The organism is Salmonella sp. 741265050_HSA (assembly GCF_046569445.1).
Classification (GTDB): Bacteria; Pseudomonadota; Gammaproteobacteria; order Enterobacterales; family Enterobacteriaceae; genus Salmonella; species Salmonella enterica.
On record NZ_JBKFSV010000003.1, the window covers coordinates 462,895 to 477,467 of the forward strand.

A 14,573-nucleotide genomic window follows, 5' to 3' on the forward strand; every position below is an offset into this window, starting at 1 on the left:
GCGGGTTATTCGACCTCAATACTTTTTACTTTCAACGAATCGCCGGTATCCACCCGCAGGCGATCGCCATGACAATGCGGACATTGCGCGTCATGCCTGAGAATTTCCACCACCTGACTGCAATCCCAGCACCAGGCCTGGGCCGGTCTGTAGTCGATGTGCAATTCGCACCCTTGCGCTAAAGTCCCCTGGCAGGCGATGTCAAAGCTGAAACGAACCGCGCGCTCTTCAACGCACGAAAGCGCGCCTATCTCCAGCCATACGCCGGTGACGCGCGCCACGCCGTGCTGTTCTGCCTGCTGCTGAATAATTTCAACGGCGCTTTGGCAAAGAGACAGCTCATGCATTCTCACAGCTCCGAGGGCCAAACAGCAACGCACGCCGGCTTGTCTGCGGCGCATCAGGATTGCTTACCGGCAGGGATAACAGCATCCGCGCGCAGTCATCCGCCAGCCGGACGCCCTCTTCCGGCGACAGGCTACGGGAAAGCGGCGACATCAACGAGCAGGCAAGATATTGCGAAACGCCTTCCAGTTCGCCAACGGTAAAGGTCATCGTGCCATAAGGCAGTTGCAGACCGAGTTTTTCACCGACGGTACGCCCGGGCCAGATCTGGTCCGGGCCAGGGAAGATTAATGCGCTTAACATCCACGGCGTAATTACCGTGCCCGTCCATTGTCCTTCAAACAACGTAAAATCAGAGACATGCACCGGCATAGTCGGATGCAGAAAAGAAAGATCGTGCATCGAACGATGGGCTATCTCTTCAAATGCCGCCTGAACCCGGGCGACGGGCGCCGTGTCGAATCCGGAAAACGTTTCAGACATGCGCCGCCTCCTTAGGAATTGCTTCGACGCCGGATTCACGCAGCGCAGCAAGAACCTGCTCAAGCGCAGGTTCAATCATCGCCTCGACGGTTGGCGTTAAGCCGATGTGCGGTTCCAGCGACTGTGGAATAACGCCGACCAGGGTCAGCTTCTTCGGAAACTCGCCGGTAAAGCGGAGGGCCGACAATACGTCGGCCAGTCCAAGCTGATGGGGGGAGATTTTGTTGGTGAACAGCGCCGGAACTTCATCGTCGCGCAGTACCATAATGGTTCCCGGCGCGTTCTTTTTCGACACGATGGCGTCGGCAATGATCAAATGATCACGATTCGCCATATCGCCAAGAAGTTCCATTCCCGCCGTACCGCCATCCAGAATCTCAACGAAATCCGGCAGGGTGTATCGTTGCTCTAACGCTTCAACAATACGCACCCCGATGGCTTCATCGGTCAGCAAAATATTGCCGACCCCTAAGACTAATATCCGCATTACAAAACCTTCACCGAGACCACTTCATTGCCATCGGCGTCCACCACGTGCACCGCGCACGCCATGCAAGGGTCGAAGGAGTGGATGGTACGTACCACTTCCAGCGGCTTCGCCGGATCGGCGATCGGCGTACCGACCAGCGACTGTTCGTACGGCCCCACGTCATCGTTGAAGTTACGCGGACCTGAGTTCCAGGTCGATGGCACCACTGCCTGATAGTTACTGATAATACCGTCTTTAATCACCATCCAGTGAGACAGCATACCGCGCGGCGCCTCCAGGAAGCCCACGCCTTTGAACTCGCCCGTCGCCGGAATGTTCGGCTTCACAAACGTGGTGTAATCGCCTTTGCCGATATTTACAATCAGCGCGTTGTATTGATCCTGCAATATGTTTTGCAGTTCACAACAGTGAACGGTACGCCCGATGATACGACCCAGCGTAGAGTGAAGTTGCGCCATTTCCAGCGTTTTGCCGGTCAGCTTCTGATAAAGCGCAATGATTTCATTGAGCTTGGTCTGGGTGGATTCACGACCTGCAGCCAGTTTACACAGCATGTTCGCCAGCGGCCCGACTTCGACGGTTTTGCCGTAGAATGTCGGCGACTTGACCCATGAGTATTTACCGTCATCCGACCAACCGTCGTAAGCCGGGATCGTAGTGCCTTCCCACGGCGCCTGCGGCGCTTCATCTTTGTACCAGGCGTGCTTCGCGCTCTCCTGAATACCTTTAATCAGGAATTCGTCGGAGTGAGAGGTGATCGGACGGTATGTCGACAGATCGGCATTGGTAATGTAACCGCCCGGGAACAGGAAACTGCCGTTTTTACCGTCGGTCGGGAATTCCGGCGCGCTCAGGTAGTTCACAGCGCCTTTGCCACGCTCCAGCCATTCCGGATAGTAGGCCGCGATGACTGCGGTATCCACTTTATACACCTGCTCGACAAAATCGCTCAGCTTATCGATAAACGATTTGATGTACATCAGGCGTTCAAGGTTCAACGTACCGATGCTGTCGAGATTGATCGGGTTCGCCACCCCACCGACCGCCAGGTTCTGGATATGCGGCGATTTACCGCCCAGCAACGCCACCACGCGGTTAGCGTCACGCTGACATTCCAGCGCCTGCAGATAGTGAGCGACCGCAATCAGGTTGACCTCCGGCGGTAACTGCATTGCCGGGTGCCCCCAGTAGCCGTTGGCGAAAATACCTAACTGACCGCTGGCGACAAGATCCTTGATCTTGTTCTGAACTTTCGTGAACTCTTGCGCGCTGTTCAGGTGCCAGCTCGACACGCCATCCAGCATCGCAGAAGCTTTTTCCGGATCGGCTTTCAGCGCAGAGGTAATGTCCACCCAGTCCAGCGCAGAGAGCTGGTAGAAATGGACAATGTGGTCATGGGTGGTATGCGCCGCCAGAATAATATTACGGATATACTGCGCGTTGACGGGAACATCAATATTCAGCGCGCTTTCTGCCGCACGAACGGAGGAGATCGCGTGAGTTGTCGTACAAACGCCGCAAATACGCTGCACAATCATCCACGCATCGCGCGGATCGCGGTTCTTCACGATCTCTTCCATACCGCGCCACATGGTGCCGGACGCCCATGCTTTGGATACGACGCCGTTCTCAATTTCGCAGTCAATGCGTAAATGACCCTCAATACGGGTTACCGGATCAATAGTAATTCTCTGGCTCATGCTTTGCTCGCCTCATGACGATTATGATCGTTTTGTTTTAAAGGAGGAAGTATCGGCAGTAGACGAATGAGTACGATGTATGCACAAATCTCAATAGCCACAAAACCAATAGAAATCAACAATTCTTCCCAGGTTGGGAAGTAGTGGTAGCCGCCACCCGGGTTGAATGCCACCAGCGAATAGGTCAGACGCCACGTCGCGCAACCCAACAGCGCGCTCAGCGCCGACAGGTACAGCATACGAGAGTCATTACGCAGTTTCGCCACACGCAGTACCACTAACGGGAAGACCATCAGGACGACTTCAATCCAGAACATAGCGGAGTAAAAATCGCCGGCAAACGCATAGGACAGCTTGTCGCGATAAATCAGTTCGCCAAAGCGCAGGACGACGAAAATCGCCAGCAGCACGCTGATGGTATTCGTCAGCTTAACAAACAAATTTTTCTCATCCGGACCGTTTCCTTTCAGGCCTGCCTGAACCAGCGACCCCTCAAATATGACAATGGAGAAGCCCATGATAAACGCGGTCAGAACCGAGAACAGCGGCAGCATTTCATAGCTTTGCCATAGCGGATGCACTTTATAGCCCGCCGAGATCATCAATGACCCCATTGAGGACTGGTGCATCGTCGGCAGCAGCGCGCCCAGCGCGATAATAAAGAACATCACCTTATTCAGACGCTTGAGCGACACTTTCCAGCCCAGACGTTCAAACAGGGCAGGCGCAAACTCCAGCGCCATCACGCCGATGTAGATGGTCATACAGACCGCCGTCTCAAACAGTACCGAGTTCACGTTGAAGTGACCTGGAATGTAGAAGTACGGCAGGTTCCAGTAACGACCGACGTCGATAGTGATCGACAGGCCGCCCAGCGAGTAACCAAACAAGCTTGCCAGCAACGCCGGGCGCACCAACGGATGGTATTGCCCACGGTTAAAGACATACACCGCCCATGCCAACGCCCAACCGCCGCAGGCAAAGCCGGTGCCGATCAACAGGTCAAAGGCAATCCAGACGCCCCACGGGAAACCGCCGTTCAGGTCGGAAACGGAGCCCAACCCGAAGACCAGACGCTTCACGATAAGGAGCATACACAGGACGATTAACGGTCCAAAAATAATGACCGGTTTACTGATGATTTTTCCGCCCAGCGGTTTTGGATCATGACTCATGATCGTCTCCTCCATCGTGATGGTCGTTTTTGCTATTACGACGAACCAGCACGGTTAAGCCCGCCAGCGCAGCCAGGGGTAGTATCATGCCTTTATAAAGCGTGTGTTGAACATGCTCGGAGCGCGCTCCGGTTGAAAGGTCATCCAGCTTCGGCAGATCCAGATCTTCATAAGGAACGCCTGTCAGCACCAGCACCTGAGTACCACCGCCCTCTTTTTCACCGTAGAGGTGTGGGTAGTATTTAGGCACCGTATGCAGATAGGTGTCGTCCGTTTTCAACGTCTGGCGCGGATAGTGATATTCACTGCCTGGTTTGAGGGCCAGACGTTTTTTCGCTTCCGCCATCAGCTCTTCACGAGTACCGAAAATGACGGCCCCTGCCGGACAAACTTCCACACACCCAGGCAAACCGCCTTTATCCAGACGCTCAACGCCTTTCTGGTTACACAGCTCACATTTGTGAAGCGCGCCAAACGGGTTGTTGTAGTCGTACTTAGGTACGTTGTACGGACAGGCGACCATACAGTAACGGCAGCCGGTGCAGACATCTTTGTCATAGTGGACGATGCCGGTTTTCGGATCTTTTTTCAGCGCCGACACCGGACAAACGGAAACGCAGTTAGGATCGACGCAGTGCATACACTGTTTCTTGATGTAGGCATAGCCGTTCTCTTCCTGATCTTTGTTCACGCCCGTGCCGCTACGCCATACCTGAATAATGTTATTGGTATACGGCGACAGCTTGTCGTTGTTCGACCAGGTCTGCTCCCCTTCCGGGTTACGCGCCGGGAAGTTGATATCCTGACACTTTGTGACGCAGGCCTGACAGCCCACGCACAGAGTGGAGTCATACAGCATGCCCAGCGAACCTGGAATCGGCGGACGGTTTTCTGCAGCCGCATGGCTGACAGACGGCGCGGCGCCCAACAGCAATGCTCCACCGGAGGCTGCTTTAATAAAGTCACGTCTGTTCACGGTTATTCTCCCCGTGAGTCAGCGTTATCTTTCTTTTGCTGACGCCCCAGTTCACGTACCGCCATCACGCTGACGCCGGCAACCAGACCGACTACGCCGCCAAGCAGACCGACAGCGCCCGCAGAGATATTGCCGCCTTCTTTCATATTGACGTCAGGTTTCTCTGAACGCGGAGTTTGGTTTTCGACATGAGCAAGCTGGTGAATGCCCTTATGGAAGCCGATACCTTCTTCGTTACAGCCATAGCAAGGATGACCGATCGCCACTGGCCAAACGCCGCCAACGTCACAGAACTGTAACGTAGAACAGTTGCCCCAGGTTTCCGGCCCTTTACAGCCAAGATGGTAGAGACACCAGCCCTGACGGTGGCCTTCGTCGCCAAATTCTTTGGCAAAACGGCCTGCGTCGAAGTGTGGTCGACGTTCGCAATGCTCATGAATCAGACGGCCATAGGCAAAGGTTGGACGATTTTTCGCATCCAGCTTCGGCGGCGTGCCGTATGTGATGATATGCGCGACGGTCGCCAGGAAGTTATGCGGGTTTGGCGGACAACCTGGAATATTGATAACCGTTTTGCCCGGTAAGACTTCCTGCAGACTGACAGCGCCGGTTGGGTTTACGCCAGCCGCAGCAACGCCACCCCATGCCGAGCAGGAACCGATAGCGATAATCGCGGCTGCGCCGTCAGCGGCTTTGCGGATGTGATCCACGATCGGCTCGCCGGCAACCATGCAGTAGATACCGTTATCTTTTAGTGGGATAGAACCATCCACCACCAGAACATATTGCCCTTTATACTTCTCCAGAGCGTTATGTTTGTTTTCTTCGACCTGGTGACCGAATGCGGCGGAAAGTACCTCGTGGTATTCCAGAGAGATAGTCTCCAGAACGAGGTTTTCAACGGTTGGGTGTGTAGCACGAAGCAGTGATTCGGTACAACCGGTACACTCCTGAGCGCCAATCCAGATAACGGGCGGACGCTGTGGATTGGATACCGATTCTGCCATTTCTGCGGCGGCTTTGCTACTGAGCCCCATAGTAGCGGCCAGTGCTGCACAAAGCTTCATGAAATCACGACGGTTAATGCCGTGAGAAGTGATGAGAGTATTATCTCCAGTCATTTTATAGTTATTCCGTTACGAAGACCTGGCTTTTATTTTGCACTGTTCGCGAAGAAGTTATTGCGATCGGTACGCCATTTACCACACTTTTTTTATGGTTATGTGCGCCATAATACTTCGACGGAACAGTAAAACGAAGGGAAGAGGCGATAGTGTAATTAATTAAAGCAAGATAATACCCCTGTTGGATCAACCTTCGAGTCGATAACCGGCCATAAAGAAGCGAACCGCCATCCCGGAATGATTCTCTTTAAAGAAATCCATCACCATTTCTTTATCCAGACCATAGCGACGCGTCAGAATTCCGGCCTCCCACGCGCCAAGTTGACGATCGCCGGTCTTTTCGAACATACGGTGTGTAAAACCTAATACAAAGCCACGTTTATACTCAGAACAGAAATTCACCGCATGATGCGCGCTATATGCATATGGCGCGTGCAACCCGGCCATTAACCCTTTCCCAAAATGATTATTCATCTGACCTCCTCAATCGCTATATAATAAATTATATAGCGATTGATTAAATGAAGACCAGCGCATTACGCGCTTTTTTGCTTCACATCAGAAAGAAACCCATTCATCAGTAGACTGTGCGGGAGCCGACGCCATTCTCTGAACGCCAGGCGCCGCTTTCGCCGTGACGCGTTGTTGCGGCTCACTAGCGGAAAGCCGGAACTGCTGTACGGAGCGTTGCAAATCCTCCGTCTGCCGTTCCAGCGCCGCCGCCGCCGCGGAAACCTGCTCAACCAGCGCGGCGTTTTGTTGCGTAACGCTATCCATTTGCGTGATCGCCACGCCAACCTGAGAAATACCTTTACTCTGTTCTTCGGAGGCGGACGCGATCTGTTTCATAATCGTCGTCACTTCCGTGACGCCGCGCAGGATGGCGTCCATCGTCGCGCCGGTCTCCTGGACCAACTGCGCGCCCTGCGCTACGCGACGTACCGATTCGCCAATTAAGGCTTCAATTTCTTTCGCCGCCCCCGCGCTGCGGCTGGCCAGGTTACGTACCTCACCGGCGACCACCGCGAAGCCGCGTCCCTGCTCGCCCGCTCTGGCCGCTTCTACCGCTGCGTTCAAGGCCAGAATATTGGTCTGGAAAGCAATACTATTAATCACGGTAGTAATTTCGGCGATCTGCTGCGAACTGGCGGAAATACCGTTCATTGTTTCTACCACATCGGAAACCAGTTCACCGCCTTTTCCTGCCGTTAGCGAGGCGGCATCCGCAAGCTGACTCGCCTGGCGAGCGTGTTCGGCGTTCATTTTCACCGTTGCGGTAAGCTGTTCCATGCTGGCGGCCGTCTCTTCCAGCGCAGCGGCCTGTTCTTCCGTTCGGGAAGAGAGATCGTTATTACCGGTAGAAATTTCCGTCGCGCCGCGCCAGATATTGTCGCTTCCGGCGCGGATCGTACTCACGGCTTCGCGTAAACTGTCCTGCATCGCGCGTAGTAGCGGCACCAACCGGCCTACGCAGTTACGCCCCAACGCTTCAATCGGCTGGCTAAGATCGCCTTGCGCGATGCGCTGAAATTGCTGACGGATGCGCTCCAGCGGTTTCACCATCATTGCAACCAGATAGCGATCGGTAAAAATCAGGATAGCAATGCCCAGAATCACCGCCGTGATAAGCAGGATGCGGATGGTATAGGTTTTACCATCGACCATCACACGTGTGTTATCCAGCATGGCGCCAGCTTCATGACTAAACCGTTCCGCGCTGGCGCCGAACGCGCGACTGAGTGCGGGCGTGACCGTACTGGCATGTTCGCTCCAGGCGGTTAGCGATCCTTGCTGCGCCAGTTGCATTTGAGGAACGACGCCTTTCTCCAGCAAGGCCTGCCAGTTGGACAAGACCTCCCTTGAGATATCAGGGTTCATCGGCCCTGGCGATAGCGCTTTCATCTCCTCCAGCTTCTGACGCATATTCTCGAGCGACTGCCGGGCGGGCGCAAAATCGGGCGTGCCGCCGCCGATTTTTACATCCATCGCGCGGCTAAGGCGGGTAACAAAGCGGAAATATTGATCGTTACCCTGGCTTAGCACCGTCATTTGCCGCACAAGATGCCGGTCAATATCATTTCCTTCCGAAACTTCGGATAAAGCATGGACGCTGTATAACCCCACCCCCGACCAGAGTAGACAAAAAAGTCCCAGTATCGTCAGCATGACCATACGAATAGTAAAGTTTTGCAGCAAACGCATATGAATTTCCTTGCTGAATATAAGAGATTAGTCATCAGACGATGACGCACTCTCGTTATCGGCAAGGCGCGGAGAATATATAATGCATTCTCCATTTTTTTACAGTTATCGCCGTTTACGTACCCGCAGATGTTATATATCTGTGAACGCAGAGAAAATCTTTTAGTCTTATTACTGGGTAAATGAATAGATGTAGTAAAAATATTGCGTAAGGCTGCAGGGAGACGCTTATCCGCCGTTAAAGAAGCGCTGTTTTACAGCCGGGCTCAGCATCCTTTGCCCGACTGCCCCGCCGTGGACGGCGGCTCAATGGTTATGTCGCGTCAATCTGTCCAGATAGCCCATCACGAACGCCGACAGGACAAAGGTCAGATGGATGATGACATACCACATTAATTTGTTATCCGGGACGTTTTTCGCATCCATAAACACGCGTAACAGGTGAATGGAAGAGATAGCGACTATCGATGCCGCCACCTTATTTTTTAGCGAAGTCGCATCCATTTTCCCCAGCCAGTTCAGCTTCTCCTTGCCCGCAGAGATATCCAGCTGAGAGACAAAGTTTTCATACCCGGAGAACATGACCATTACCAGCAATCCGCCAACCAGCGTCATATCAACCAGCGATAACAGCACCAGAATCAGATCGGCCTCCGCCAGGGCAAAAACGTTCGGCAGAACGTGTAGAATTTCCTGGAAAAATTTTAGCGCTAAAGCGATCAGCGCCAAAGAGAGGCCAAAATACACCGGCGCGAGCAGCCAGCGAGACGCATACATTACATTTTCAAGAAAGCGTTCCATAGGGACCTGTCAGGTAACTAAAACCAGCAACAGTATATCTCAACCATGCAACATCAGATCAACATGCCAGTTAAATCTCATCCGGTTTAACCTGTGGGCGCTGATATTCCGGCCATACCAGCGCGACCAACGCCGGGTAGGCTTCAAGACTGAACTCACGAAAACACTGGCGTAAATTAAGGACGTCCAAATCCGAATACGGCACCTTTTCTCCGTTCAGACAACGCTTCTTAATATTGTCGTAATACTTATAAACGGCAGAGTTAAGGTCGCTGCAACGACGCTGTGCGTCAAATAATCCTGGCGTTTCATTCAACTCAGTCATTGTCATTCGTTTTATCGTTGCATGAAGGAAATCGATATATTCATGGTTAACGCGCCAGTACCATACCGGCGTTATCGAATTCATTAATACTGAGAAATGATCTTCGCCCTCTTCCTTTGTCATGGGTTCAGTTTGATTTAAATTTACGACTTTTCCACCAGGACGTTTTTTATTAACCTCCCACATCAGGAAGAGTATCGCGCCGGTCAGTAATAGCAATATAATAACAGAATAAAAAATACTGTTCATAGCAGGCTCCATTTTTTTTGATTTTAAAATTACACCATGTTATTGTCAACGAAACCTACACTATTAAAAATAGTATACCACTGATCGTAAAGGATATTTAGTCATGCTTCCTGAGCATCTGGTTTCCTCTCATTTTCGCCTGTCATCGCCGCCCCCTGAAGCCACAGAAAACAGTAAAAATTTGCCTAAGGGAAAAACAAAACTCAGCGATTTCGAGCCCGATATTTTAATTAGCGCTAACGCTGCCGGGCAACACAGAAACGTATTATTTGAAGAACGCGACCGTCATATTAAAGAACGTCTGTATTGTGTGGCTAAAATTGAAACGTTTGCCCGCCTGATAAACGCACTACAGGCAGAAGGCGATATTGATGCCCAAATGCTAAGTAAAATACTGGCGGATAAAACCGCAATGATAAATGAAAAAGGCAATGCCATTTGGCTTAATTTAATCACTCGCGAAACCAATATGCCGCTATTTTATTCACTGGAAGATAAAGATGAAAGAAGTTGAAGACAATAACGTTTATTTGGCTTTAGACAACCATAAAAGTGATGAATTTATCTTAAAGCAAAATCTTGCAGCGCTAATCGCCAGCAAAAATGCCACCCTGGAAAAGGTAACGCAGGAGGTGGTATCCATACCGGCGGCGTTAGTGCGCCTGAAGTGGCAAAACCGACGAGAGATGTATGCGCTACAGGTCAAAGAGGAGATTTATGGCGCGACCATCAATGCCATTATCGAGCAGCATCCTGAATTACGAGACAAAATTATGTCTCGTCTTGAAAGTGACTGGCAGCATCTGCTGGCTCGCGAGGCGGCAACCTTACGTCTGACGCGTAAGCTTTCCGATGGCGACTACCGGACGCGCAACGTCACCACCGTCGCACGGCAAGAAAAATAACCTTCATGGCTAGTTAACTCTGTTGTGAATACGGGTGAAGCATAAGGATCGTTCTGATTCTCCCTCTTACGGTAGTAAAAGTGTCTACGCTTAAAGGGTGTTCAACCTGAAGGGAGAAGCTCAATGTCTCATCTATACGACCCTACCACGCAGTATTACACCGGCGAGTATCCTAAGCAAAAACAGCCGGCGCCCGGCGTCCAGGCGAAAATGACGCCTGTTCCTGACTGTGGTGAAAAAAGTTATGTCGGCAGTGGTCGCCTTAAAGATCGTAAGGCGCTGGTGACAGGGGGCGACTCCGGGATTGGGCGCGCTGCCGCTATCGCTTACGCGCGTGAAGGCGCAGATGTCGCGATCAACTATCTGCCAGCGGAAGAAGAGGACGCCCAGCAGGTTAAAGCGCTGATTGAGGAGTGCGGCCGTAAAGCGGTGTTATTGCCAGGCGATCTTAGCGACGAATCTTTCGCCCGTTCGCTGGTCCATAAGGCGCGTGAAGCGCTAGGCGGGCTGGACATTCTGGCGCTGGTGGCCGGTAAACAGACGGCAATCCCGGAGATAAAAGATCTGACCAGCGAGCAATTTCAGCAAACCTTCGCCGTTAACGTTTTTGCCCTGTTCTGGATAACCCAGGAAGCGATTCCGCTGCTGCCAAAAGGCGCCAGTATTATCACGACGTCGTCTATCCAGGCGTATCAGCCCAGTCCGCACCTGCTGGATTATGCGGCAACCAAGGCGGCAATCCTCAATTACAGCCGTGGCCTGGCGAAACAGGTGGCGGAAAAAGGAATCCGTGTGAATATTGTCGCGCCTGGTCCTATCTGGACAGCGCTGCAAATTTCCGGCGGTCAAACCCAGGATAAAATTCCGCAGTTTGGCCAGCAGACGCCAATGAAGCGGGCCGGCCAACCGGCAGAGCTGGCGCCGGTGTATGTCTATCTGGCAAGCCAGGAATCCAGTTACGTTACCGCAGAAGTGCACGGCGTGTGCGGCGGGGAGCATTTAGGCTAACGTATGAAGTCGATTAAGATGGCACACTTCTGTTACGCAAGGCGCCATCTTAGGCAATAAAAAAGCCGGGTGGCGACTTCGCCTTACCCGGCCTACAACATCAGCAGAATACTTATTTCGCTTTCGCGGTCTCTTCGCCAACCAGACCAATCTTGAGATAGCCCGCCTGATGCAGCATATCCATCACTTTCATCAGGGTTTCATACTCTACGGTTTTATCCGCGCGGAAGAAAATCGTAGTATCCTTTTTCCCTTCCGTCAGGGCCGTTAGCTCGGCAATCATCGTATCATCCGTCACCGGATCGTTACCGATAAACATGGTGTTATCCGCTTTCACCGACAGATAAACCGGTTTTTCCGGACGCGGCTGTGGCGTACTGGTAGAAGCGGGCAGATTCACCTTGACGTCTACCGTCGCCAGCGGCGCAGCCACCATAAAGATAATCAGCAGAACCAACATGACATCGATAAACGGCGTCACGTTGATTTCATGCATTTCGCCGTTGTCATCCAGGTTCTCGTTAAGACGCATTGCCATGACGCATTACCCTACCCGTAATTTCTGCGCGGCGCGTACCGGCTGCGCACTGGCGCTCGCATTCAGATCAAGATCGCGGCTTTGCAGCAGCAATACCTGCGCCGCCACGTCGCCCAGCGTTGCTTTGTAACTGCCTATCTGACGTGCGAAGATGTTGTAAATGACGACCGCCGGGATCGCGGCTACCAGCCCAATCGCCGTCGCCAGCAGCGCTTCCGCAATACCAGGAGCAACCACCGCCAGGTTGGTGGTCTGCGTTTGCGCAATACCGATGAAGCTATTCATAATGCCCCATACGGTGCCAAACAACCCGACGAAGGGGGAAATGGCGCCGATCGTCGCCAGATAACCGTTGCCTCGTCCCATGTAGCGGCCAACCGCAGCGACGCGACGTTCCAGACGGAAGCCGGTACGTTCTTTAATCCCTTCGTTATCTTCGCTGCCCTGAGAGAGTTCCAGTTCATTCTGCGCTTCATTGATGAGCTGTGCGCTGAGGCTTTTTGCGCTGAAACCTGCCGCAATGTCAGAAGCCTGATCTAAAGAGCGCGCATCGGCTAATTGCAGTTGTTCGCGCTTTAAGCGGCGCTTTTGAGTGAAAAATTCAACGCTTTTACTGAAGAAGATAGCCCAGGTGACGACTGACGCCAGAATCAGACCAATCATCACGCACTTCACGACAATATCGGCGTGCTGATACATACCCCAGACGGAGAGATCCGTCTGCATCAAATTATTACCCACTCTGTATCTCCAGGACGCAAATCACAAAATCTGAGCATAATAATATCAAAACGGCGTCGAATTGATAGTCGTTCTCATTACTATTTACATACTGCCGCACCTTTACTGCTTTTTCTTTGCGCTTACGCATTAAAAAAGTCACCTGTTTTTATTTTGGCAAAATTTTCATCTGTATCACACGTCGCCAGGGTGCAGATGGTTATATTCATGCTAGTTTAGACATCCAGACGGTTAAAATCAGGAAACGCAACATGACGGATAAACAGTTGGATACCAAACTGGTAAACGCAGGACGCAGCAAAAAATACACGCTTGGCTCAGTGAATAGTGTGATTCAACGCGCTTCTTCACTGGTGTTTGACACCGTCGAGGCCAAAAAACACGCTACCCGCAATCGCGCCAACGGCGAATTATTTTACGGACGCCGGGGAACGCTGACCCACTTTTCGCTCCAGGAAGCCATGTGTGAACTGGAAGGCGGCGCCGGATGCGCGCTCTTCCCGTGCGGCGCGGCGGCGGTCGCCAACACCATTCTGGCATTCGTTGAGCAGGGCGACCACATCCTGATGACCAACACAGCCTATGAACCCAGCCAGGATTTCTGCAGCAAAATTCTCGGCAAACTGGGCGTGACGACAAGCTGGTTCGACCCGCTTATCGGCGCTGATATCACGCAACATATTCAGCCGAACACGAAAGTCGTATTTCTGGAATCCCCCGGTTCTATTACCATGGAAGTACATGATATTCCGACCATTGTCAGTGCGGTCAGACGCGTCGCGCCAGAAGCCGTCATCATGATTGATAATACCTGGGCGGCTGGCGTTCTGTTCAAAGCTCTGGAATTCGATATTGATATCTCTATCCAGGCGGGCACTAAATATCTGATTGGTCATTCTGATGCGATGGTCGGGACTGCCGTTGCAAATGCGCGCTGCTGGGAACAATTGCGGGAAAACGCCTATCTGATGGGGCAAATGCTCGACGCCGACACGGCTTATATGACCAGCCGCGGTCTGCGCACACTCGGTGTCCGACTGCGCCAGCATCAAGAAAGCAGCCTCAAAATCGCCGCATGGCTGGCGAACCATCCTCAGGTCGCGCGCGTTAATCATCCGGCCCTGCCGGGTAGCAAAGGTCATGCGTTCTGGAAACGAGACTTTACAGGTAGCAGCGGCCTGTTCTCCTTTGTGCTCAATAAAAAGCTGACCGAGGCTGAATTATCAGCCTATCTGGATAACTTTTCGCTGTTCAGTATGGCCTACTCCTGGGGAGGCTACGAATCGCTGATTATTGCTAATCAGCCGGAACAGATCGCCGCGATTCGTCCCGCAGGCGGCGTAGATTTTACCGGTACGCTGGTTCGGGTGCATATTGGTTTAGAGAGTGTTGATGATTTGATCGCTGATTTAGCCGCCGGCTTCGCCAGAATTGTGTAAAGTTGCCGGGGATGGACATATATGCAGACAATTTCCGTGGAAAAGTCTGCGTTTGTTGCGTCCGGGATCAAG

17 protein-coding genes are annotated in these 14,573 nt (G+C 52.4%); 4 read left to right on the top strand and 13 right to left on the bottom strand.

What is annotated here, in order from left to right; genetic code table 11:
• Positions 1-5: 5 nt before the first annotated feature.
• The 11 genes from hypA to ACLD4F_RS10570 all read right to left on the bottom strand — a co-directional run bounded on the left by hypA (position 6) and on the right by ACLD4F_RS10570 (position 9,870).
• Positions 6-347, bottom strand: a complete 342-nt coding sequence (gene hypA, locus ACLD4F_RS10520) for a hydrogenase maturation nickel metallochaperone HypA (protein WP_000544945.1) — start codon at positions 345-347, stop codon at positions 6-8.
• Positions 340-828: a hydrogenase-2 assembly chaperone gene (hybE, locus tag ACLD4F_RS10525; RefSeq protein WP_411010830.1), complete on the bottom strand. Its 489-nt coding sequence runs from the start codon at positions 826-828 to the stop codon at positions 340-342. The genes hypA and hybE overlap by 8 nt, the downstream gene beginning before the upstream one ends.
• A complete protein-coding gene (locus tag ACLD4F_RS10530) occupies positions 821-1,315 on the bottom strand; it encodes a HyaD/HybD family hydrogenase maturation endopeptidase (protein WP_411010831.1) in 495 nt (164 codons plus the stop codon). The genes hybE and ACLD4F_RS10530 overlap by 8 nt, the downstream gene beginning before the upstream one ends.
• Complete coding sequence (hybC, locus tag ACLD4F_RS10535; protein WP_000083044.1) at positions 1,315-3,018, bottom strand: hydrogenase 2 large subunit; 1,704 nt, start codon at positions 3,016-3,018, stop codon at positions 1,315-1,317. Before hybC ends, ACLD4F_RS10530 begins: the two co-directional genes overlap by 1 nt.
• Entirely contained in the window at positions 3,015-4,193 is a 1,179-nt protein-coding gene (gene hybB, locus ACLD4F_RS10540; RefSeq protein WP_000017678.1) for a Ni/Fe-hydrogenase cytochrome b subunit, read from the bottom strand. Before hybB ends, hybC begins: the two co-directional genes overlap by 4 nt.
• Positions 4,183-5,169, bottom strand: coding sequence for a hydrogenase 2 operon protein HybA (hybA, locus tag ACLD4F_RS10545; RefSeq protein WP_001081721.1), 987 nt, complete (start codon positions 5,167-5,169; stop codon positions 4,183-4,185). The genes hybB and hybA overlap by 11 nt, the downstream gene beginning before the upstream one ends.
• Before the next feature lie 2 nt (positions 5,170-5,171).
• Entirely contained in the window at positions 5,172-6,290 is a 1,119-nt protein-coding gene (gene hybO / locus ACLD4F_RS10550; protein WP_000145429.1) for a hydrogenase 2 small subunit, read from the bottom strand.
• Between the two features lie 189 nt (positions 6,291-6,479).
• On the bottom strand, positions 6,480-6,767 hold the full coding sequence (locus ACLD4F_RS10555; RefSeq protein WP_411010832.1) for a DUF2623 family protein: 288 nt from the start codon (positions 6,765-6,767) through the stop codon (positions 6,480-6,482).
• An 84-nt stretch (positions 6,768-6,851) separates the two neighbouring features.
• Positions 6,852-8,495, bottom strand: a complete 1,644-nt coding sequence (locus ACLD4F_RS10560; protein WP_001238434.1) for a methyl-accepting chemotaxis protein — start codon at positions 8,493-8,495, stop codon at positions 6,852-6,854.
• Between the two features lie 306 nt (positions 8,496-8,801).
• Positions 8,802-9,296, bottom strand: a complete 495-nt coding sequence (locus ACLD4F_RS10565; protein ID WP_000439335.1) for a TIGR00645 family protein — start codon at positions 9,294-9,296, stop codon at positions 8,802-8,804.
• 70 nt (positions 9,297-9,366) lie between these two features.
• Complete coding sequence (locus ACLD4F_RS10570) at positions 9,367-9,870, bottom strand: ESA_00282 family adhesion-associated protein (RefSeq protein ID WP_001534190.1); 504 nt, start codon at positions 9,868-9,870, stop codon at positions 9,367-9,369.
• Between the two features lie 103 nt (positions 9,871-9,973).
• Here ACLD4F_RS10570 and ACLD4F_RS10575 point away from each other — a divergent pair, with 103 nt between their 5' ends.
• The 3 genes from ACLD4F_RS10575 (at position 9,974) to ACLD4F_RS10585 (ending at position 11,783) form a co-directional block, all read left to right on the top strand.
• On the top strand, positions 9,974-10,384 hold the full coding sequence (locus tag ACLD4F_RS10575) for a hypothetical protein (RefSeq protein WP_000936440.1): 411 nt from the start codon (positions 9,974-9,976) through the stop codon (positions 10,382-10,384).
• Positions 10,371-10,775: a cytoplasmic protein gene (locus tag ACLD4F_RS10580; RefSeq protein ID WP_156010447.1), complete on the top strand. Its 405-nt coding sequence runs from the start codon at positions 10,371-10,373 to the stop codon at positions 10,773-10,775. Before ACLD4F_RS10575 ends, ACLD4F_RS10580 begins: the two co-directional genes overlap by 14 nt.
• Before the next feature lie 123 nt (positions 10,776-10,898).
• The gene (locus tag ACLD4F_RS10585; RefSeq protein WP_000019032.1) at positions 10,899-11,783 is read left to right on the top strand and encodes an SDR family oxidoreductase; all 885 of its coding nucleotides are present in this window, start codon (positions 10,899-10,901) and stop codon (positions 11,781-11,783) included.
• 112 nt (positions 11,784-11,895) lie between these two features.
• Here ACLD4F_RS10585 and exbD read toward each other — a convergent pair whose 3' ends face one another.
• On the bottom strand, positions 11,896-12,321 hold the full coding sequence (gene exbD, locus ACLD4F_RS10590) for a TonB system transport protein ExbD (protein ID WP_001251476.1): 426 nt from the start codon (positions 12,319-12,321) through the stop codon (positions 11,896-11,898).
• 6 nt (positions 12,322-12,327) lie between these two features.
• Positions 12,328-13,062 carry a tol-pal system-associated acyl-CoA thioesterase gene (gene exbB, locus ACLD4F_RS10595; protein WP_000527859.1) on the bottom strand — a complete coding sequence of 245 codons (735 nt, stop codon included), beginning with the start codon at positions 13,060-13,062 and terminating at the stop codon, positions 12,328-12,330.
• Positions 13,063-13,313: 251 nt separating this feature from the next.
• Between exbB and metC the strand changes: the two genes are divergently transcribed.
• Positions 13,314-14,501, top strand: coding sequence for a cystathionine beta-lyase (metC, locus tag ACLD4F_RS10600; protein WP_000130270.1), 1,188 nt, complete (start codon positions 13,314-13,316; stop codon positions 14,499-14,501).
• Positions 14,502-14,573: the final 72 nt, after the last annotated feature.